16 protein-coding genes and 2 pseudogenes are annotated in these 19,251 nt (G+C 43.2%); 10 read left to right on the top strand and 8 right to left on the bottom strand.

From position 1 onward, the window contains the following. Position 1: 1 nt before the first annotated feature. The 5 genes and pseudogenes from BUB81_RS06480 to BUB81_RS06455 form a co-directional block, all read left to right on the top strand. Entirely contained in the window at positions 2–550 is a 549-nt protein-coding gene (locus BUB81_RS06480) for a putative colanic acid biosynthesis acetyltransferase (protein WP_281250807.1), read from the top strand. Then, positions 550–1,782 carry a WcaI family glycosyltransferase gene (locus BUB81_RS06475; RefSeq protein WP_073320040.1) on the top strand — a complete coding sequence of 411 codons (1,233 nt, stop codon included), beginning with the start codon at positions 550–552 and terminating at the stop codon, positions 1,780–1,782. The genes BUB81_RS06480 and BUB81_RS06475 overlap by 1 nt, the downstream gene beginning before the upstream one ends. A gap of 69 nt (positions 1,783–1,851) precedes the next feature. Next, positions 1,852–2,508: pseudogene (locus BUB81_RS06470) on the top strand (IS256 family transposase); the annotation flags it as partial. A 70-nt stretch (positions 2,509–2,578) separates the two neighbouring features. Then, positions 2,579–3,654, top strand: a protein-coding gene (locus BUB81_RS06460; RefSeq protein WP_139241516.1) for an IS3 family transposase whose coding sequence is annotated in 2 segments (ribosomal slippage) — positions 2,579–2,828 and positions 2,828–3,654 — 1,077 coding nt in all. Because the reading frame shifts where the segments join, the coding sequence is not laid out codon by codon here. Positions 3,655–3,701: 47 nt separating this feature from the next. Beyond that, a pseudogene (locus tag BUB81_RS06455) lies at positions 3,702–4,031 on the top strand (transposase); the annotation flags it as partial. Between the two features lie 38 nt (positions 4,032–4,069). On the opposite strand, the gene BUB81_RS06450 reads toward BUB81_RS06455, so the two are convergent. The 5 genes from BUB81_RS06450 to BUB81_RS06430 all read right to left on the bottom strand — a co-directional run bounded on the left by BUB81_RS06450 (position 4,070) and on the right by BUB81_RS06430 (position 9,637). Beyond that, on the bottom strand, positions 4,070–5,164 hold the full coding sequence (locus BUB81_RS06450) for a nucleotidyltransferase family protein (RefSeq protein ID WP_073320032.1): 1,095 nt from the start codon (positions 5,162–5,164) through the stop codon (positions 4,070–4,072). Positions 5,165–5,251: 87 nt separating this feature from the next. Continuing rightward, positions 5,252–7,468 carry a GumC family protein gene (locus tag BUB81_RS06445; protein ID WP_073320030.1) on the bottom strand — a complete coding sequence of 739 codons (2,217 nt, stop codon included), beginning with the start codon at positions 7,466–7,468 and terminating at the stop codon, positions 5,252–5,254. A gap of 24 nt (positions 7,469–7,492) precedes the next feature. Beyond that, positions 7,493–8,035: a polysaccharide biosynthesis/export family protein gene (locus BUB81_RS06440; protein ID WP_073320027.1), complete on the bottom strand. Its 543-nt coding sequence runs from the start codon at positions 8,033–8,035 to the stop codon at positions 7,493–7,495. A gap of 10 nt (positions 8,036–8,045) precedes the next feature. Next, entirely contained in the window at positions 8,046–9,218 is a 1,173-nt protein-coding gene (locus tag BUB81_RS06435; protein ID WP_073320024.1) for an outer membrane beta-barrel protein, read from the bottom strand. 2 nt (positions 9,219–9,220) lie between these two features. Further along, entirely contained in the window at positions 9,221–9,637 is a 417-nt protein-coding gene (locus BUB81_RS06430; protein ID WP_175555774.1) for a 3-phosphoshikimate 1-carboxyvinyltransferase, read from the bottom strand. Positions 9,638–10,043: 406 nt separating this feature from the next. On the opposite strand from BUB81_RS06430, the gene gmd reads away from it, so the two are divergent. Further along, positions 10,044–11,159, top strand: coding sequence for a GDP-mannose 4,6-dehydratase (gene gmd / locus BUB81_RS06425; RefSeq protein WP_073320018.1), 1,116 nt, complete (start codon positions 10,044–10,046; stop codon positions 11,157–11,159). A 60-nt stretch (positions 11,160–11,219) separates the two neighbouring features. Continuing rightward, entirely contained in the window at positions 11,220–12,179 is a 960-nt protein-coding gene (fcl, locus tag BUB81_RS06420) for a GDP-L-fucose synthase (RefSeq protein WP_073320015.1), read from the top strand. Between the two features lie 525 nt (positions 12,180–12,704). On the opposite strand, the gene BUB81_RS06415 is transcribed toward fcl, so the two are convergent. The 3 genes from BUB81_RS06415 to BUB81_RS06405 all read right to left on the bottom strand — a co-directional run bounded on the left by BUB81_RS06415 (position 12,705) and on the right by BUB81_RS06405 (position 15,698). After that, positions 12,705–13,406: a metallophosphoesterase gene (locus BUB81_RS06415; RefSeq protein WP_073320012.1), complete on the bottom strand. Its 702-nt coding sequence runs from the start codon at positions 13,404–13,406 to the stop codon at positions 12,705–12,707. A gap of 107 nt (positions 13,407–13,513) precedes the next feature. Further along, a complete protein-coding gene (locus BUB81_RS06410) occupies positions 13,514–14,002 on the bottom strand; it encodes a VanZ family protein (RefSeq protein ID WP_073320009.1) in 489 nt (162 codons plus the stop codon). A gap of 289 nt (positions 14,003–14,291) precedes the next feature. Then, on the bottom strand, positions 14,292–15,698 hold the full coding sequence (locus BUB81_RS06405; RefSeq protein ID WP_073320006.1) for an aminotransferase-like domain-containing protein: 1,407 nt from the start codon (positions 15,696–15,698) through the stop codon (positions 14,292–14,294). A gap of 260 nt (positions 15,699–15,958) precedes the next feature. Here BUB81_RS06405 and BUB81_RS06400 point away from each other — a divergent pair, with 260 nt between their 5' ends. From BUB81_RS06400 to BUB81_RS06385, 3 genes are all read left to right on the top strand, one after another. After that, positions 15,959–16,561 carry a LysE family translocator gene (locus BUB81_RS06400; RefSeq protein ID WP_073320003.1) on the top strand — a complete coding sequence of 201 codons (603 nt, stop codon included), beginning with the start codon at positions 15,959–15,961 and terminating at the stop codon, positions 16,559–16,561. 945 nt (positions 16,562–17,506) lie between these two features. After that, positions 17,507–17,719, top strand: coding sequence for a transcription antiterminator/RNA stability regulator CspE (gene cspE, locus BUB81_RS06390; protein ID WP_073319997.1), 213 nt, complete (start codon positions 17,507–17,509; stop codon positions 17,717–17,719). Positions 17,720–17,796: 77 nt separating this feature from the next. After that, a complete protein-coding gene (locus tag BUB81_RS06385) occupies positions 17,797–19,131 on the top strand; it encodes a DEAD/DEAH box helicase (RefSeq protein ID WP_073319994.1) in 1,335 nt (444 codons plus the stop codon). Positions 19,132–19,251: the final 120 nt, after the last annotated feature.

Here is a 19,251-nt window from a genome sequence, read left to right as displayed (position 1 = left end):
GTTGATAATTCAAGATCTAAGTAAATTTAAAATTCCAAAAGGATTCCGAGGAGCTTCAGCATTCAAAGTTCAATTATGGTGGATGGTCCAAAAGAGCATATTTGCATGGTCACCACAATTTGCATATTCTTGGAGAAGATTTCTACTTAGAATATTCGGTGCGAAAATTGGTAGTGGTGTAGTTATCAGGCCTTCGGTAAAAATTACTTATCCATGGAAGTTAACAATAGGAGATTTTGCATGGATAGGTGATGACGTTGTACTCTACACGTTAGGGAATATTCAGATTGGTAACAATAGCGTAATCTCTCAAAGAAGCTATCTTTGTACTGGTTCCCATGACTATAATTCAGAGTCTTTCGATATTTATGCAAAACCGATTGTTGTTTTGGATGAGGCTTGGGTTGCAACGGACGTGTTTATAGGTCCCGGTGTAACAATCGGTAGAGGTTGTGTAGTTGGTGCTCGGAGTTCAGTATATTCTGATTTACCTAAAATGTCTTTGTGCGTTGGTAATCCTGCTGCGTCAGTTAGAAGCAGGGTACTTTAATGAAATTATTCTTGTATTCAATAAATTATTCACCGGAACTGACAGGGATAGGTAAATACAACGGAGAATTGACCGCCACACTTTCAAATATGGATGTGGATGTTTCAGTGATAACTGCGCCACCATATTACCCCGAGTGGGGAAAACGTTCCGGGTACTCTTACTCGAATTTTAGTACTGAAATAGTAGATGGTGTCACAGTTTATCGCTGCCCGCTATACGTCCCGAAAACTGTGACAACTTTAAAGCGAATTTTACATCTCTTGAGTTTTGCTGTTAGCTCAGCTATTCGTTTAGGTTTTCTTATTAAGAAGCGACCGTATGTTGTATTTCTTATTCAGCCTACGTTTTTTTGTGTGCCCTTCACTTTATTATACTGCAAAATCACTGGTGCTAAATCTATTATGCATATTCAAGATTTTGAATTAGATGCAATGCTTGGTTTAGGGATGGCTAAAGGTTCCAAAATTAAGTGGTTTCTGAGTAAGGTTGAAACTTGGTTTCTAAAGAAGTTTGATTGCGTTTCAACAATCTCGCATAGCATGTTATCTATTGCTCAGAATAAAGGTGTTGATAAAGATAGATTGATATTTCTTCCTAATTGGGCAGACATTAATTTTGTTACACCTCAAACTTGTGGCAAGTCTTTGAAGAAAAAATTGGGTCTAGAAAAATTTGATAAGATAATTTTATACTCTGGCAATATTGGTAAAAAGCAAGGACTTGAGATAGTAATTGAAGCTGCCAAATCTTTTACTTCACGACCAGATGTATTGTTTCTTTTTGTTGGGACTGGTGCTCACGTAGATGTTTTAAAAGGGGCCGCTCAAAAGAATAGATTAAATAACGTTAGGTTTTTGCCATTACAAGATTGGTGTAATGTACCCTCGTTGTTGTCAATGGCAGATCTCCATCTTGTTATACAACGTAAAGGCGCTGCTGATGCTGTGTTGCCGTCAAAATTAACCAATATTTTATCTGCAGGTGGTATGGCTATCGTAACTGCTGATATTGATACTGAACTTGGCCAATTAGCTAGGCAATATCCTGGGATTTACAAATTGATTGAACCTGAAAATTCAGCAGCATTAGTTCAAGCTATTTTTGACTCTCTTCATATTAAAAGTGAACATGGGTACAATAAAATTGCACGTGAATATGCTGAATCTCATCTGGACAGAGAAGTCATTGTAAAGCGTTTCATGCAGGAATTGCGGAAAACAATACATTAGGCAGCTTCAAGGAGAGTGTAAAAAAATCTGTGTAAGTGGCATTCTTAATCTGTTGAAAGGAAATATAGAATGCCAATATCAGACAAACTTATCGATCAGCTTCTAGAAGGCTGTGATTCTCCCGATGACATCCTCGGCGAAGCCGGACTACTTAAGCAACTTACCAAAAAGGTTGCTGAACGCGCACTAAATGCCGAGATGGAACAGCATATTGGTTATGCTAAACATGCACTCGAAGGCAAGAATTCCGGCAACTCCAGAAACGGTAAAACCAGCAAAAAAATACGCTCTGTTCACGGTGAAATAGAGTTGGATATTCCTCGTGATCGAAATGATAGCTTTGAGCTCAAGTTAGTCAAAAAAGGTGAAAAACAACTAAATGGTTTTGATGACAGGATTATCTCGTTGTATGCGCGAGGTATGACAACCCGTGATATTCAGGCGCATTTCGAGGAATCCTACGGCGTAGAAGTCTCGCCGACTTTTATCTCTCAAGTAACCAATGAAGTGATGGATGAGGTAAAGCAATGGCAGCAACGTCCATTAGACGCGTTATACCCTGTCGTTTATCTGGATTGTTTGGTAGTACGTAGCCGGGATTCTGGTGCGGTGCAGAACAAATCTGTTTACCTGGCACTGGGAATTAATACCGATGGCGAGAAGGAACTGCTGGGGTTATGGATGGCACAAACCGAAGGGGCTAAGTTCTGGTTGTCCGTAATTGACCTTTCCCCCCAAAATAACACCATGACATTGATGAGATTTCCAATAAACTGGAGACAATGGAGATCTCAAAATGAAAAAACGCTACAGCGAAGAGCAAATCATCAAAGCCATCAAGCAGCATGAAGCTGGCGCAAAGGTGGACGACATCTGCCGCGAGATGGGTATCTCGTCTGGGACTTTCTATAATTGGCGGAGCAAGTATGCGGGCATGGAAGTCAACGAAGCGAAGCGCCTAAAAGAGCTTGAGTCTGAGAACAACAAGCTGAAGAAGATGCTGGCTGACAAGCTCTTAGAAGTGGAAGCGATGAAGGATGTGCTTTCAAAAAAGTGGTAACGCCAGCAGCAAGAAAGCCTGTCGCCCGCTATTTGATTGATGTATTTAAGCTCAGTGAACGGGTGGCTTGTAAGCTTGCTGGTGTTAGCAGAACAGGATTTCGCTACTGCCAAAAAGATAAGTCTGATGATTCAGTTCGTTTACGTCTGAAGGAACTGGCGTCGCAGTATCCGCGATACGGTTATTTAATGCTTCATGGTTTGCTCAAAGGAGAAGGCCTGGTTGTTAATCGCAAGCATACTTATCGCCTTTACACCGAAGAGGAGCTACAGGTACGCACTAAGAAGCGTAAAAAGCTAACGCGACCAAGACAGCCAATAGAGGTGCCTTCCGCACCGAATCAACGCTGGTCTATGGATTTTGTATCAGACCAACTAAGCAGCGGTAGGCGGTTTCGTGTTCTGAACGTGGTTGATGATTTCTCTAGAGAAATGGTTGGCCAACTTGTATCAGTTTCGATTAGCGGACGACAAGTCGCTCGTTTCCTCAGCCAACTGATTGAGCTACGGGGAAAGCCTAAAAAGGTGATTTGCGACAACGGTACAGAGTTCACCAGCAAGGCGATGTTCTTCTGGAGTAAAGAAACAGGTGTTGAGCTGGGATTTATCCAGCCAGGTAAACCAACACAGAATGCATTTGTCGAAAGCTTAAACGGCAAATTTAGAAATGAATGCCTGAACCAACACTGGTTCAGAACCTTGGATGAAGCCAGGTATGAAATTGATCTATGGCGCGAACATTACAATAACGTTCGACCACATAGCTCATTGAATTATCTGCCGCCTGTTAAGTATGCAAAACGGGCAGCATAATATGAAAATCTCATCGGAAGATTGGTGCTAATTCAGGGGAAAGGTCAGCCCTGGCAGAATTCGCAGAGAAGTGGGATGACCAACACCCAACGATTAGCTTGTCATGGCGAAATAACTGGGCACGTCTGAGTGTGTTCTTCGACTATCCACCGGAAATCCGAAAAGTCATATACACCACAAATGCAATCGAATCCCTGAATGCCAGTCTGCGAAAAATCACCAAAACCAGAAGGTCGTTCCCAACTGACGACTCAGTGATGAAGATACTGTATCTGGCACTTCATCAGATATCGAAGAAGTGGACAATGCCAATAAGAGATTGGAAAGCAGCAATGAGTCAGTTTATGATTATTTATAGTGATCGCGTATCACTATGACAAACCGCCACTTACACAGAAAATCTTACAGTCTCGCTTCAAGATTTATTATTTTTTATGTATTTCATTAAGCCATGTATTATTCGAATTATGTACCAATATGGGAGGTATATTGTCTTTAAGCGTCCATATTTTCTATAAATTTCTTCTTTAGGCGGGAAGAGTGTCTCTTTAATTATAGTGATTTTTTCTCTTATTCCTTTTGCCTGCTGTAGTTTTCTTAATTGATGTTTAAAGATGGAAGGGGGATTTATTAAATAATCATAATTGTTAATTTGAGGCAACTCTTTCATGCGTTCCAACAATAGCCGACTTCTTTTATTGGGAAATATTGAGCTGATGTCTGATAGTAAAAACCTTACTGGTACAACAAAACCCAGATGCTCAATGAGTTTGATAAAACTGTTGCTTTCATTATCAGTCATTTTCTGAATTAACAAATTTATATCATAAAGCCAGATTAGTTTTACGAAGTCCCCTCCTGCACGATGATGTAAGAGGTGAAATATTGCGTGTGTTAACAATGTTGTTCTATTTGGGAATCGTACATTAATAGTTTCGTTTACTTTAGAACCAGAGTAAATTAATTTCCACGTTAAAGATCTTTGAATATTTTTGTCGTCTGATATCTCCAAATGAATATCAATACTTACATAAACATTACGTACAATATCTTTACGCATTGTAAATTGTTTAATAATAGCTTCAGGTTCCCAACCTCTTGGGTTTGAAAAGCCAAGATTTTGTAAAATGGCTTTAACCCTTTCTTTGCTATTTGCTTCGATAAAGATGTCAATGTCGGTTTTTGGGCGATGATGCGGTTGGCTGTAAATCTCGTAGCTTAATGCCCAACCTTTCAATACTATAAAGGTTATGTGTTCGTTATTTAGAGTTAAAAATACATCTTTTAGACAGTTTAGTTGCAGGTTGTGAATTATTTGGAGATTTCTATCTATTTTTCTTAAAAAATCCAGTTTATTTGATGGTATTTTTTGAACGTTATTATTTTGTAGAACTAAAGAGCAAATGCCATTTTCTATCATCGCTTCAACTGAGGCTTTAGCGATTGATTCGTTTATTATTTTTTGATTTATAATATTGGCAAGATCTAATTGCTGCTTTGATAGTAGCAAATCCCAAACCTCTTTAATTTAATCACGGAGAGCAACCCGTGTTGGCGGGTTGCTTTGAGGACAAAACAGTTTTCTGAAAATAAGTAACTAACTTATTTTACCTTCCATACCATAATAACTATCCTGATAGTAATGCTCGCCATAGTAACTCATCTTTTGTGGTGAAGCCTGAGTAAGTACTACACCTGTTATTGTGGCGTTTACTTTCTTTAAGCGTGTTATGGTTTCTTTTGCCATACTTATTTTGGTTTCTTCTGCTTTAACCGCCACTATTGTGGCATCTACCATTTTAGCCAATACACAAGAATCGCTCACTGGTAGAGTAGGCGGGCTATCTATAACTATGTGAGTAAAACGGTCTCGCAGCGAATGCAAAAGGTTTGCAAAGCGCTTACTGGATATAAGTTCCATTGGGTTTGGCGGAATGGTACCACAAGTAATAACGCTGAGGTTTGGTGCCCCTTCCACCTGGTGGAATACGTTTGTATCAGTCTTACCGCTTAGCAGGTCACTGAGGCCCATATCGGCTTTAATTTCTAAGTCTTTACCCACAGCGGGCTTGCGTAAATCCATTTCGATTAAAAGAGTCTTGTCCATTTGGCTCAATGCTACAGCTAAGTTAATTGCAAGAGTCGTTTTCCCCTCTGACCCATTAGTAGAAGTGATCAATATAGATTTTGGGGGGTTGTCTATGTTGGAGAAAATCAAACCCGTTCGAATAGTATTAATTGCTTCAGCAAAAGTACTGCGTTGATCTGCAATATACTGCTTTTCAGGCTCTACAGTGCCTTTCTTTCTCTTCACTAATGGAGTAACACCCAGTGAAGGTAGACCAAGCTCCTGTTCAAGTTGGTCGGGGGTTCTAAACACGTTACCCATTAATTCTCTGACAAAGGCTAAGATTGTTCCAAAGAATAATCCGAAAATTGTGCAAGCAGCTAAAATCACTAATCCTCTGGGTTTGATTGGATAGTCAGGCACCGTTGCTTTATCGATAACTCTGATATTTGATGCATCGTAGTCACCCGAAACATCAGCTTCCATGAGTTTACCAAGGAAATTCTCATATACACGTCGATTATTTTCAACTTCCCGTTCTAACCGTGTAAGTTCGAAACTGTTGCCTTGGTATTTTTGTAACCCATCTGTTGTTTTTCTGATTAGGTCTCGAATACTCTTTTCTTGAGACTGAGCTGATCTATACTGCTTTTTAATATTTTCTACAATTTTGGCTGCTTCTCGATCCAAATTGCTTATTGCACTATTTAAGTCTGAACGTGCAGCTATCATTTTTGGGTGTTTTTCACCATATCTTTCGCTAAGCTCTTGAACCTTTCTAGTTAATTGGCTTTCTTCTCGAACTAAATCACGAATTGTGTTGCTCTGCAAGACTGGACCAAGGGAACGGTAATCTCCGCCATTATTTTCGATTTGCATTACTTGACGGTATAGGTCCTCTGCCTCAGAAAGCTGAGTTTGTGCTCTTACAAGCTCGGTGTTTAGCGTCTGAAGTTGGGTATTAGCTATTCTTTGTTGTTGCTCAGTATCTATAAGGTTCTGTGATGTTCTAAATTCCCTTAGCTTGTCTTCGGACTGCTGTAGAGTAAACCTCAGCTCATCAAGTTGTTCGCTTAGCCATTTCGCAGTATCCTTAATCTGATTAAGCCTTGATTCTAATCCAAATTCTATATATGCCTCGCTAATTGCGTTCGTTATTTCTGAAGCTAATACAGGATCTTTATCTTGGTATGATATATTTATAATTTGACTTTGAGTCCCCCCAGTAACACTTAGATTAGCCTGAATGTTTCTCGCAAGAAATATTTTAAGTTGTTGGTCTGTTAAAGCTTTTTGTGTTTCGCCTTTATCTTTTTCTTCATTTGCGAAAACTTTAGGGATTTCTTTTATAAATGAAAAAAAGTTTTCTTCTTCAGGTTTCGCTTTTAACTCTTCTTGTTCATTTTTAAACTTCTCAATGAGTTTTAATTTTTCTACTACAGATTCCGCCACTTTTCGTGATTGAATGATTTCGTATTGTGTTTCGTAAAACAAAAATACCATCGAATTCATCACAAATTGATCTTGTGGGCTTGAATTGGGCTGTATTGGATCTGCTTGTATTTTTGCGTTGGCTTGGTAGATCGGTGTTGAGTTTGATATATAAAATACGCCAAAAATTAAAAACGCTATGATAATTAAAAAGATACTCCACTTTCTTCTTTTAACAATTCTAACATATTGCGATAAATCAATTGTATCACCTTCTTGCTGAGCTGAGCTTTTTATTAATTCGTCATTCTGCATCACTAGATAGCCTCATAAATCCATTTAGAAAAAACTTTCTTCGACAGTAATAACATCACCTGGATTTACCGTTGTTGTTAAGCTGACATTTAGTTGTTTATTATCGTACCCTTCTCTTATAATATATATCTTGCTTCGCGAAGCTCTTTCCGTAAATCCGCCAGCTAAGGTTATAGCCCTTTGAACAGTCATACCTTCTCGATAACTATAGCCTCCGGGTTTTTCAACTTCTCCGTTAACGTAAAATTGCCTGTATTCTACTATTGTAATATTGATATCAGGATTCTTTAAATAATCGCCTCGGTATAGTCGCGCGATCTCTTTTTCCGCTTCGACAATAGTTAAACCTTTAACAGAAATCTGGCCGATTAAAGGCATTGCAATCGTACCTGCACTGGATATTCTAGTTTCTTTTAGACTTAAATCTGGCTCATCGAATACACTTACTGAAATTACATCATCTGAGCTAAGGCGATAATCTGATAGTTCTTGAGCGTTCGATTGTGATGTCAGAAAAGTTATTAGAAAAACTAATAAAGATAAAGGGTGAGAGAATTTAATATTCATAATAAAACTTCTAATTTCCAAACAATAAATTAAAAGATAGCCCAATAGTATTAGCTTCAAACTCAGCCAAAGAAAAAGTCGAGTCTCTTTTCTCGAAGATATAGTACGAGGCTATTTCAAATGAATGAGAGACTTTATATTCAATGTTGAACTCAAAGTTCTTCCTTTTGTCCTCACGTTGTGAAGAAAAAACAAGTTGGTCATTGATATAAAATGATTTCAAATTTATTTTCACTAAAGGAGTTAGTTTGTGAGAAAAATCTATGCCATATGTCGTTCTCAAAAATCCGCCTGTTTGTTCTAGTGATGAATCGATTGACTCCCTAATTGCGTTTAATTTTAAGTCGGTATACGTGTTAATTGACCAGTTGACATTACCAGAATATGCAAGTCCGCTTATATCTTGAATGTCAGGTTGGTCATAATCTCTATCTTGATAGCCTACGTTGATATCACCGCTTAATTTATTTGTAAAATCCCAAGCAACACCGGCTCTATAAAGATTGAGTGAATTATCAAGCTGAAAAGTTAAAACTTCTTTGTAATCGTAAGTTGCTTTCAACAATTCAAGGTACAACCTAGTTCTAGCTGCAACTCTATAATTAAACCTGGTAAGTATTTGATGACCGCTGAAATCTAGAAAATCTGATGAGTTGTTTTTGTAGTCTCGTTCAGTCTTTTTGTACTCAGCTGTCACTCTTCCTGTAGAATCAATTCTGCCATAGGATAAACTCATGGCGACGTAGTTTTGTGAATATTTGTTATATTCAGTGATGTCTAACTGAACTCGGTTTATCGTTCCAGGGTCCTCGTGTTCGTATTGATATCCGGCTTCAAATTTAGAATTTAGTTTACTTGTGTGATCGAACTCAAATAATCCGCGAAAGTCGTGATCGTAAAAATCAGCGTCCGATTCATTTGAGAACTTTGCATAATCACCGACATAGTTCAATTTAAAAACGTGTTTACCAAAGCCGCCTATAAGGCTGGCGGTTGGAGATAAATTGAAATATGTGTCATCTTTTGCTAAATCTTTGTTTAGTCTATATATATTATCGTCATAAACTACTGATGAATCGATTTTACCAGAAAATCCTCTGTCAATTTCTTCTGCCTGCGCAATATTTAATGTCGAAGTTAGAGCTAAACTAACTGCTAAAAATTTTATTTTATTGTGCAACATTTTTACTTCCATAAATCCCAAAACCAATGTCCAAATTCAAAGGAATAATTATCAAATAAATTGATACCAAGTTTCCATTTAATTAAATAAAGTACAAGCAATCCAAATATCGTTGAAAGACATATAAATGCAGCAACCAGTAACGCCAATGTTACTGCTGAAATTTGCTTTTCCCGGCGAGTTAAATCCCTACGGTTACGTCCCATCAGTAATACGAAATAGATTCGGCGCCTAATGAAAGGAATTGGAAAGGTAGAACGTAAGTCTACAGAGTGCTTTTTCCAACTTCGAGCCCCAAGTGCGCTGTGCAAGTGCGCAAGTTGCTCTTCGGTAAAAGACTCGGCTACCTCGGGAGGCATTCGATCCAGTAAACTTTTAACTGCCGGATCGTTAGCAGTTTGAGATGTACTTCTAGTCACTGTGATCCCTGTTGAGTATTCATTATTACCTGCACCAATTAAGTGCTACATATTGCAACATTTTAGCGCGTATTGCATAAAAACTTGCATGGTGACGCTGCTAATGCACTACAAAAGTCCTTTTCTGTACCCCGATGCAATTATCTATCCAACATCTTACAGTAGTGTGATGGTTTATAATACTGTTCAAATTCTTGCTGTAAACATGGTTTTTGCCCATTTTTCACAATCTATGATTTTATAGTTGAACCGAGTTGGCCTGATACTTGTTAACTCCATAAAAGATTGTGTTGAAGACACCATGTAATTTGAACAACAGTTTGCTGATGTGAGTGGTTTTCACTTCCTGAATTTTGGTATAGTCTCGCACAAGGAATTTGTCTCATTGGATTTAAAGAGAAGTAAGATGAAAAAAGCGCTCATTACCGGTGTTACCGGCCAGGATGGCTCATATTTAGCCGAATTTTTATTGGAGAAAGGATACGAGGTTCACGGTATCAAGCGTCGTGCTTCTTTGTTCAATACAGAACGTGTTGACCATATCTATGAAGATCCCCACAACGATAACCCAAAGTTTCACTTACATTACGGTGACTTAACTGATACCTCAAACCTAACTAGGATCTTGCAGGAGATTCAGCCTGACGAGGTCTATAACCTTGGGGCTCAGTCTCATGTTGCAGTGTCGTTTGAAGCACCTGAATATACTGCGGATGTAGATGCCATCGGTACGCTGCGTTTATTAGAGGCCATACGCTTTTTGGGGCTGGAAAAGAAAACCCGTTTTTATCAGGCTTCAACCTCTGAGCTTTACGGTTTAGTACAGGAAATTCCGCAGAAAGAAACAACTCCATTTTACCCACGTTCACCATACGGCGTAGCGAAAATGTATGCGTACTGGATCACGGTTAACTATCGTGAGTCTTACGGCATGTATGCGTGCAACGGCATTTTGTTTAATCATGAATCGCCACGCCGTGGTGAAACCTTTGTAACTCGCAAGATTACTCGAGGTATAGCTAATATTGCTCAAGGCCTGGAACCTTGCTTGTATCTTGGAAATATGGATGCATTGCGCGATTGGGGACATGCCAAAGATTATGTTCGTATGCAATGGATGATGCTTCAGCAAGACAATGCCGAAGATTTTGTTATTGCCACGGGCAAGCAAATATCGGTTCGTGAATTTGTTCGTATGAGCTGTGCAGAAGCAGGTATCACGGTTGAGTTCACAGGGGAAGGCGTAGACGAAATTGCTACGGTAACTGCAGTTGATGCAGAAAAGGCACCTGGTGTACAAGTTGGTGATGTAATCGTTAAGGTTGACCCTGCATATTTCCGTCCGGCTGAAGTAGAAACGTTGCTTGGAGATCCAACCAAAGCGAAAGAAAAGTTGGGTTGGGTGCCTGAAATTACAGTTGAAGAAATGTGTGCTGAAATGGTGGCATCTGATTTGGAAAAAGCCAAGCAACATGCGTTGCTTAAACAGCATGGTTACTCTGTAGCGGTAGCAAAAGAATAATCCGGTAAACCAGACAATTAAAAGGCCTCGAAAGAGGCCTTTTGCATTAAGGATAATCATATGAAAACGGTTTTTGTGGCTGGGCACCGAGGCATGGTTGGTGCGGCTATTGTTCGCAACCTGGAAAAACGTGGTGGCGTGCATATTATTACACGTACTCGTGCTGAGCTTGATTTAACCTGTCAGCAGGCAGTGAGTGAGTTTTTTGCCAATAACAACATTGATGAAGTGTATTTGGCGGCAGCTAAAGTGGGAGGCATTCACGCCAATAATACTTACCCTGCAGAATTCATTTATGAAAACCTAATGATTGAAGCCAACATTGTTCATGCTGCTCATGCGAATGATGTTCAGAAATTGTTGTTCTTAGGTTCCAGTTGTATTTATCCCAAGTTGGCCGAACAGCCAATGACAGAAAAAGCGTTACTAACGGGAACGTTAGAAGAAACCAACGAGCCATATGCGATTGCTAAAATAGCCGGCATAAAACTGTGTGAAAGCTATAACCGCCAATATGGACGAGATTATCGCTCAGTAATGCCAACAAATCTGTATGGGCCAAACGACAATTTTCATCCTGAAAACTCGCATGTTATTCCGGCACTATTACGCCGTTTTCATGAAGCAGCGCAGCGCGGCGATGCTGAAGTGGTTGCATGGGGGAGTGGTAAGCCAATGCGCGAGTTTTTGCACGTTGATGATATGGCAGCTGCCAGTGTTCACGTAATGGAGCTCGATAAAGCGACTTATGATGAAAACACGGAAGCGATGCTAAGCCATATAAACGTGGGTACTGGTGAAGACTGCACAATTAAAGAGCTTGTAGAAACTGTAGCCAAAGTTACTGGGTTTAAAGGCAATATAGTGTGGGACACCACGAAACCTGACGGAACTCCGAGAAAGCTGATGGACGTTTCTCGTTTGCATGCGCTTGGCTGGAAGCATACCTATAACCTGGAAGATGGGCTGAAGCACGCATTTGACTGGTTCCTAGAGAACCAGGATAACTTCAGAGGTTAGGTTACAGAACTGCACTACGTTTGAATAAGAAATGGCGTTTTTGAAGCGTCATTTTTTTGGAGGGGTAGGACTCTGGGTAAGCTTAGGTCCCGGGGCAAGCCCGGGATGACAGGGGGGAGGTTGTCGTCCCGCTTTTCTCCATCGCCCATCCACTTCTTCGTCATCCCTTTTACTTCTCCGTCATCCCCGCGAAGGCGGGGACCTTAGTCGGTATGAGCTGCTGCTTGTAGAGGCCCCGGAATAAGCTGAGGTCCCTATGAAAGCCAAGGTCCCGGAACAAGTCCGGGAAGACGTTTCTTTTTTCCAACGTCTGTGGTTGTTAAAAGCGCGAAGCATTACCCCCATCCGTCGTCCCGGAATCGCGAAGCGCATATCCGGGATCTTATGAGCATCAAGAGGTGGTTGTTTTTAAATCTCGGCCTTTTTGAGTAGGTCCCGGGGCAAGCCCGGGATGACGTTTCTTTTTAATCTCGTGATGACGTTTATCCTGGACCTGTAACTACATCCATGCGACTAACTTGTCTGTTAGAGTTGCTTAAACGCGTCAATGGTGTCAGACAAGTTAATTACCGTAGGGTGGCCGTATCTGCCGGTGTCGATATGATACGAGTTGCCTATCCATAAGCACACCTGGGTGGAGTTATGGCCGTGCACTGAAAAGTCTACGCCGTGGTTAACGTTGTGTTTGCGTTTTAGGAAACGTTCTCTGTCCCATAACAAAGGCCATACGCAGGCTTCGGTATTACCCGGCATGTTTTCCCAGCTCCAGGTAACGGGCAGGGTATGGGATATACCAATTTTGTGACCCTGGTAATTGAGTTTTATAGCCAACGGCTGTTTTATAAACCATCTGCACAGTGAAAGCAGGGTTTGCACCGACGCAGACTGGTGCCATGCGCCGCCGTTTTGAGTCCATAATCGCATTGCAAAGGAGTCCCGGCTCATGAGGGCTTCCATCATCATGTGTTCATGGTTCCCCAACACAACATGCGCGCCAATTTCCTGAAAGTACTCAACCAGTTCTGCGCTGTCCTGGCCGCGATCTATTATGTCGCCCAGGCTAATGAGTACGTCTTCCTGTGGATTAAAACTTACCTTGTTCAGCTGTGCCTGCAACTTTTGGTAATCGCCGTCTAAATCACCTACCACGAACACGCGTTGATCGTCGGCAATATCGAGGGTTTTACATAAAGGGGCTTTGCTTATTGCGGTAGTTTTTACATTCATAGTGGGTTGGGTGTACTAATGTTGTTTTTTACTGCTAGGTATATGTTACTGCTTACTATGCCAGTAATCGAGGGCCTTTCACACAGGCGTGTTGTTTCAAACGGTAATTACATGGCCATGAGTTTTTCGAACAGGGGAATGCGTTCTATAACTACGGCTACTGAAATGCCAATCATTAATGAAACTCGCAATGCCCAGTGGGGTTTGTGCGGTCGTTGGAAGTGTAGTAATACGCTGATCCCCAAAATCGTACCAAGAATGTTCCGCAGTATGTCGTCCCACTGAAAGGCTCTGCCCACCGAGCTTTGCAATAACTCAACCAAAACGCTTAGCAGAAATACGATGAACAGAAAGCGTGGAATTCGCGTGCGGTTTTTGCCTTTGGTAAAGCGGTAAAAACCTATAGCAAACATGCAAAAGAAGATGATGTGCCCGGTGTTTAGAATAGCGCTGCCCAGTTTGTTTTGAATAAATGGGGGAATTGGGATAAAAAATAATACTGACAGTATAGAAAACGCAATCACGAGGACAATTGGGAATGGTATTAGCCATTTCGATTTTGGTGGTTTGGTGGTGAGTTCTTCCTGAACAGACATGTCCTGTGCCGGGTTATTTATGCGCTTGGGTTTGCCAAATATAGCGTATTTTGTGGTGGGTTACTAAGTAATATTGTTTATTCGCTTTGATAGTTGCGTGTTGTGGTTGTTTTTACTTCGTTGCTTTTTTTGTTAGTTCCCGGAACAAGTCCGGGATGACGGCTTTGGGTCCCGGGACGAGCTAAGGTCCCGGAACAAGTCCGGGATGACAGCTTAAGGTCCCGGAACAAGTCCGGGAAGACGAAATGTTGGAAGGATGACGAAATGTTGGTGGGATGACGTAGAAGGGCTATATAGCCCGCATGATTTCCCCGAGAATCTTCAACCCGCGCATGCGGGTGTCGTTGTCTTTGTCGTTGTAATTCAGGCGCAGGCAGTTGCGGTATTTGCCTGTAGCCGAAAACAGCTGCCCTGGGGCCACAATAACGCCCTTTGTTTTGGCTTGTTCAGCCAGTTTAACGGCGTCGTATTGGCTGGGGAGTTCAACCCACAACACAAACCCGCCTTCCGGGTAACTTACCAGTGTGCCTTGGGGAAAATACTGCTTGATGCCTTTCAACATGGTGTCGCGGGCCTTGCGGTATTTTTGCCGCATATTGCGCAGGTGTTTGTCGTAGCCGCCCTGGCGAATAAAGCTGGCTATTGCCAGTTGTGGCAGAGTGGGGCACATGGAGCTGGTGACGTACTTAATATGGGTAACTTTGCTGCGGTATTTACCCGGAGCAATCCAACCTACTCTGAAGCCGGGCGCGAGGGTTTTTGAGAACGACGAGCACAGCAATACGCGACCATCTTCGTCGTAAGATTTAATCGATTTTGGTCTGGGGTATTCAAAGGCAATATCACCGTAAATATCGTCTTCAATAATGGCAATGTCGTATTCGCGAGCCAGTTGATACAGGGCTTTTTTCTTGGCATCGGGCATTACATAACCCAGCGGGTTATTCACGGTTGGCGTAACCAGTATGGCTTTTATAGGCCACTGGTCTATAGCAAGTTTCAGGGCTTCTATGCTCATACCGTTGGCGGGGTCGGTCGGGATTTCCAGGGCTTTGAGATTCGCGGCTTTAATGGCCTGCATGGCGCCGTAAAAGCCTGGTGATTCAACAGCGATAATGTCGCCAGCCTGGGCCACAGTGCGCAAGCATACAGACAGCGCCTCCTGACATCCCGAGGTGATCACGATTTCGTCTGGATGCACCTGACACCCGGATGCAGCGGCCAGCCGGGTAAGTTGTTCGCGCAAGCTGTAGTCGCCTTGCACGTCGCCGTATACCATGCCGTCGAAAGGACGGTTTTTGTTAAGCTCGTACAAGGATTTCAGCAGTGGTTTTAAGGTGCTGGCTTCCATGTCGGGCATGGCATGCTGAAACTGACAGAAAGCGTCGTTGCCCTGATTCAACAACATGCTGAGTACGTCTTCCCACAAGGATACGTCAAGAGGTCGCTGCGGTGGCCTGGACACACGTGGCATTGTTACGAGGGGATTCTTTTGTGGTACAAAGTAGCCTGACTTGGGGCGGGCTTCTACCAGTTGCTCCATTTCAAGCTGTCTGTATGCTTCCTGTACGGTAGAAATACTCACGCCGTGCTCGTTGGCTAACTGGCGCACTGACGGCAGTTTATCGCCAGCGTGGAAAACCCCAAGCTGTATGTGCTCTCTGAGCCGGTCGGCCAGTTGTGCGTAGAGTGTCATGACGTGTCTGAAAATGCCCTAAGAAACCATACACATTACTATACACTGACTTTTTGGTTTAAATAACCATACAGATTTGGGCGAATAGTGCCATACAGTTGTGGTTGTTGAGAGATTGTGTGTGGTGATTTTTTGTTGTCTGCATCTAACTCGTTTGCTTGCCGCTGGGTACGATTTCCGTACTGGCTGAGAAGTATTTCGAAGTGAATATGGGTCGGTCAGGGATTTCAGCATGTGTATTGATAAGAGGAGTAAGTGTTATGGAACATTCTTTGGTGTTGGCAATTTGTACCTTCGCGTTTATTACCACCGTTACCCCGGGTCCAAATAACGTGATGTTGTTGGCGTCGGGCGCACAATACGGGTACGCACGCACTATTCCTCACATGCTGGGTATTGTTTTTGGGGTAGCCGTGTTGCTGCTGAGTGTATTACTTGGACTTGGCATGTTGTTCTCGTTGTATCCTGTTTTGTATTCCGTATTGAATGTAGTGGGCGCGTTGTATTTGTTGTGGCTGGCTTACAAAATTGCCAGTGCGCCGGTGGGCGAAATTGAAGTGGTGGCAGGGGAAGACAAAGGCCCGCTGCGCTGGTGGGAAAGTGCGTTATTTCAGTTCGTTAATCCAAAAGCCTGGATGATGGCGCTGGGCAGTGTTAGTACGTTTGCTCAGCCTGGTGAGCTTTATGTGCAGTCGGGTGCCGTTATTATGCTTGCCTTTGCATTAATTGGTTTTCCGAGCATTTCGTTGTGGGCCGGTGCGGGTTCCAAAATCCGTGTGTGGTTGAGCACGCCCAAGCGCCGCCGTGGGTTTAATTTAACAATGGGGGCGGTTACCGCTGCTACGTTGTTGTTGATTGTTTAGTTTTACATGCTTCGTTGTCCCAGCGAATGCGGGGCAAGCCAAGGTCCCGGAACAAGTCCGGGAAGACGGAGAGGTTGTCGTCCCGAAGATCCCGGAACAAGTCCGGGATGACGAAGGGAGGTTGTCGCTCCTGAAATTCACAGGAATGTCCCCCATCCGTCGTCCCGGAATCGCGCAGCGCATATCCGGGATCTTTGGAAACATCCAGCAAAGGTTATTTTTAGATCACGGCCTTTTTGAATAGGTCCCGGGGCAAGCCCGGGATGACGAAATGTTGGTAGGATGACGGGGAGGGGCGTACTCACACATTCGTCGTCCCGAAGGTCCCGGGGCAAGCCAGGTCCCGGAACAAGTCCGGGAAGACGGAGAGGTTGTCGTCCCTAAAAGGTGAAGTGATATCTCCCCACACGTCGTCCCGGAATCGCGAAGCGTATTTCCGGGATCTTAGGAAACATCCTGCAAAGGTTATTTTTAGATCACGGCCTTTTTGAATAGGTCCCGGAACAAGTCCGGGATGACGCAGGGAGGTTGTCGCTCCTGAAATTCACAGGAATGTCCCCCATCCGTCGTCCCGGAATCGCGCAGCGTATATCCGGGATCTTTGGAAACATCCAGCAAAGATTGTTTGTAAATCACGGCCTTTTTGAGTAGGTCCCGGGACAAGCCCGAGATGACATGTGTCCGGGATCTTACAAAACACCCCAACAACCCGACTTTATCGTGTCGATTAAAAATTGTGCTAGGTGGATCTGAAAATGAGTGTTACTATCGCGCGGCCTTGTGAAGGTGCTATGTCGTTCCACTTTGTTTGCTACATCTGTTTACTCTTTGTTTGTTCGTCTTTCGATTCATAAATAAACGTCAACCGATTTACGCCCCAGTGCTCCAATAGTTTCTCTGCACGTTAGGCTTTTATCTTTTAATTAATTTGTAAGGACTTTATTTATGTCTAATAAATCAACTGGCACAGTAAAATGGTTTGACGAGAGCAAAGGTTTTGGCTTTATTTCTCAAGCTGACGGCGGCAAAGACGTATTCGTACACTTCCGCGCTATCGAGTCTGAAGGTTTCCGTACCCTGACTGAAGGTCAAACTGTTGAGTTTGTAGTTGAGCAAGGCAACAAGGGCCCTCAAGCGGCTCAGGTAGTTGTACGCTAATTACGCTCCGGCAGACGCGTCTTGCGTCTGCCAGCCACTCTTCTGTTCTACATCCCTAAATACAATCTGAGGTCTTAATGTCTTTTTCCCAATTGGGGCTTTGTGCACCAATTCTTAGCGCTATTGCTAAACAAGGTTACACCACACCATCTCCTATCCAGCAGCAAGTTATTCCGGTTATTTTAAACGGCCAGGATGTACTGGCGTCTGCGCAAACGGGTACTGGTAAAACGGCGGGCTTTTCACTGCCAATGTTACACCGTTTGTCTGAGTCACCGCGCAATGTTCGTGGTGGACGAGTGCGTGCGCTTATTCTTACGCCAACGCGTGAGCTGGCAGCACAGGTAGGTCAGAATGTGCGTGACTACAGCGCTGATTTGCGAATTAGAAGTACCGTTGTGTTTGGTGGGGTGGGTATTAACCCGCAGATGATGGCACTTCGAAAAGGCGCGGATGTATTAATTGCCACGCCCGGGCGTTTGCTGGACTTATATCAGCAGAACGCTGTAACGCTGAAAGAGCTGGAAATCCTGGTGTTAGACGAGGCCGACACCATGCTGGATATGGGCTTTATTCACGACATTAAACGCATTTTGAAACTTATTCCTGCCAAGCGCCAGACCTTGTTGTTCTCGGCGACCTTTGCGCCAGACGTAATGGCGTTGGCTGAATCCGTTACCAATAATCCGGTGAAGTTGTCGGTAACGCCGCAAAACTCAACCGTTGAAGTGATTGAACAAAAGCTGGTAGCGGTAGATAAACAACAAAAAATTCCAGCGTTGATTGCGTTGTTGAAGCAAAACGACGCCAAGCAAACGCTTGTGTTTGCGCGTACTAAACACGGAGCCGACAAAGTGGTCAGAAAGCTGTCTGGGGCGGGTATTCGCAGTGCAGCGATCCATGGCAACAAGAGTCAGGGCGCACGTACTAAAGCACTAAGTGCATTAAAAGACGGTACTATTCAGGTGCTGGTGGCTACCGATATCGCAGCGCGCGGTATTGATATTGACCGTCTGCCTGCGGTAATCAACTTAGACTTACCGAATGTACCTGCTAACTATGTTCACCGTATTGGCCGTACTGGTCGTGCGGGTGAGGGCGGTCGCGCCTGGTCATTGGTGTGTGCTGACGAAGTGGCAGAACTTCGCGATATCGAAAGCTTTATTAAACAGAATATCCCACGTGAAAGCCTGGAAGGGTTTGAGCCTTCCGAGCCGTTGCCAACACATCCTGTAAAAATTAAAGCGGCGACGGTTAAGAAGCCGAAGAAACCTAAAAAGCCAAGAGAAGGGCAGGCCGCACGCCGCCGTTCTGGCGCTCCTAAGCGTTCTGGCAATAAGCCTCGCAGCGAAGGCAAAGCTCCACCACCTTCTTCTAAAGGCGCGTGGGCTAACGCCGGTAGCCGGGCTTAATTCTTTTATCCGGGATATCGTAACCCTTACTACCGCTGTCCCGGAATTGCGAAGCGATATTTCCATCCGTCGTCCCGGAATCGCGAAGCGTATATCCGGGATCTTAGGAAACATCCAACA

The organism is Marisediminitalea aggregata (assembly GCF_900129565.1).
GTDB classification, from domain to species: domain Bacteria; phylum Pseudomonadota; class Gammaproteobacteria; order Enterobacterales; family Alteromonadaceae; genus Alteromonas; species Alteromonas aggregata.
This window is presented reverse-complemented; position numbering and strand designations above follow the sequence as displayed.

What these genes read in the sequence shown, in the direction of transcription:
- BUB81_RS06475 (WP_073320040.1), top strand. Translation starts at nt 550, where the DNA reads ATGAAATTATTCTTGTATTCAATAAATTATTCACCGGAACTGACAGGG.
- BUB81_RS06445 (WP_073320030.1), bottom strand. Translation starts at nt 7,468, where the DNA reads ATGCAGAATGACGAATTAATAAAAAGCTCAGCTCAGCAAGAAGGTGAT.
- BUB81_RS06440 (WP_073320027.1), bottom strand. Translation starts at nt 8,035, where the DNA reads ATGAATATTAAATTCTCTCACCCTTTATCTTTATTAGTTTTTCTAATA.
- BUB81_RS06435 (WP_073320024.1), bottom strand. Translation starts at nt 9,218, where the DNA reads ATGTTGCACAATAAAATAAAATTTTTAGCAGTTAGTTTAGCTCTAACT.
- gmd (WP_073320018.1), top strand. Translation starts at nt 10,044, where the DNA reads ATGAAAAAAGCGCTCATTACCGGTGTTACCGGCCAGGATGGCTCATAT.
- fcl (WP_073320015.1), top strand. Translation starts at nt 11,220, where the DNA reads ATGAAAACGGTTTTTGTGGCTGGGCACCGAGGCATGGTTGGTGCGGCT.
- BUB81_RS06415 (WP_073320012.1), bottom strand. Translation starts at nt 13,406, where the DNA reads ATGAATGTAAAAACTACCGCAATAAGCAAAGCCCCTTTATGTAAAACC.
- BUB81_RS06410 (WP_073320009.1), bottom strand. Translation starts at nt 14,002, where the DNA reads ATGTCTGTTCAGGAAGAACTCACCACCAAACCACCAAAATCGAAATGG.
- BUB81_RS06405 (WP_073320006.1), bottom strand. Translation starts at nt 15,698, where the DNA reads ATGACACTCTACGCACAACTGGCCGACCGGCTCAGAGAGCACATACAG.
- BUB81_RS06400 (WP_073320003.1), top strand. Translation starts at nt 15,959, where the DNA reads ATGGAACATTCTTTGGTGTTGGCAATTTGTACCTTCGCGTTTATTACC.
- cspE (WP_073319997.1), top strand. Translation starts at nt 17,507, where the DNA reads ATGTCTAATAAATCAACTGGCACAGTAAAATGGTTTGACGAGAGCAAA.
- BUB81_RS06385 (WP_073319994.1), top strand. Translation starts at nt 17,797, where the DNA reads ATGTCTTTTTCCCAATTGGGGCTTTGTGCACCAATTCTTAGCGCTATT.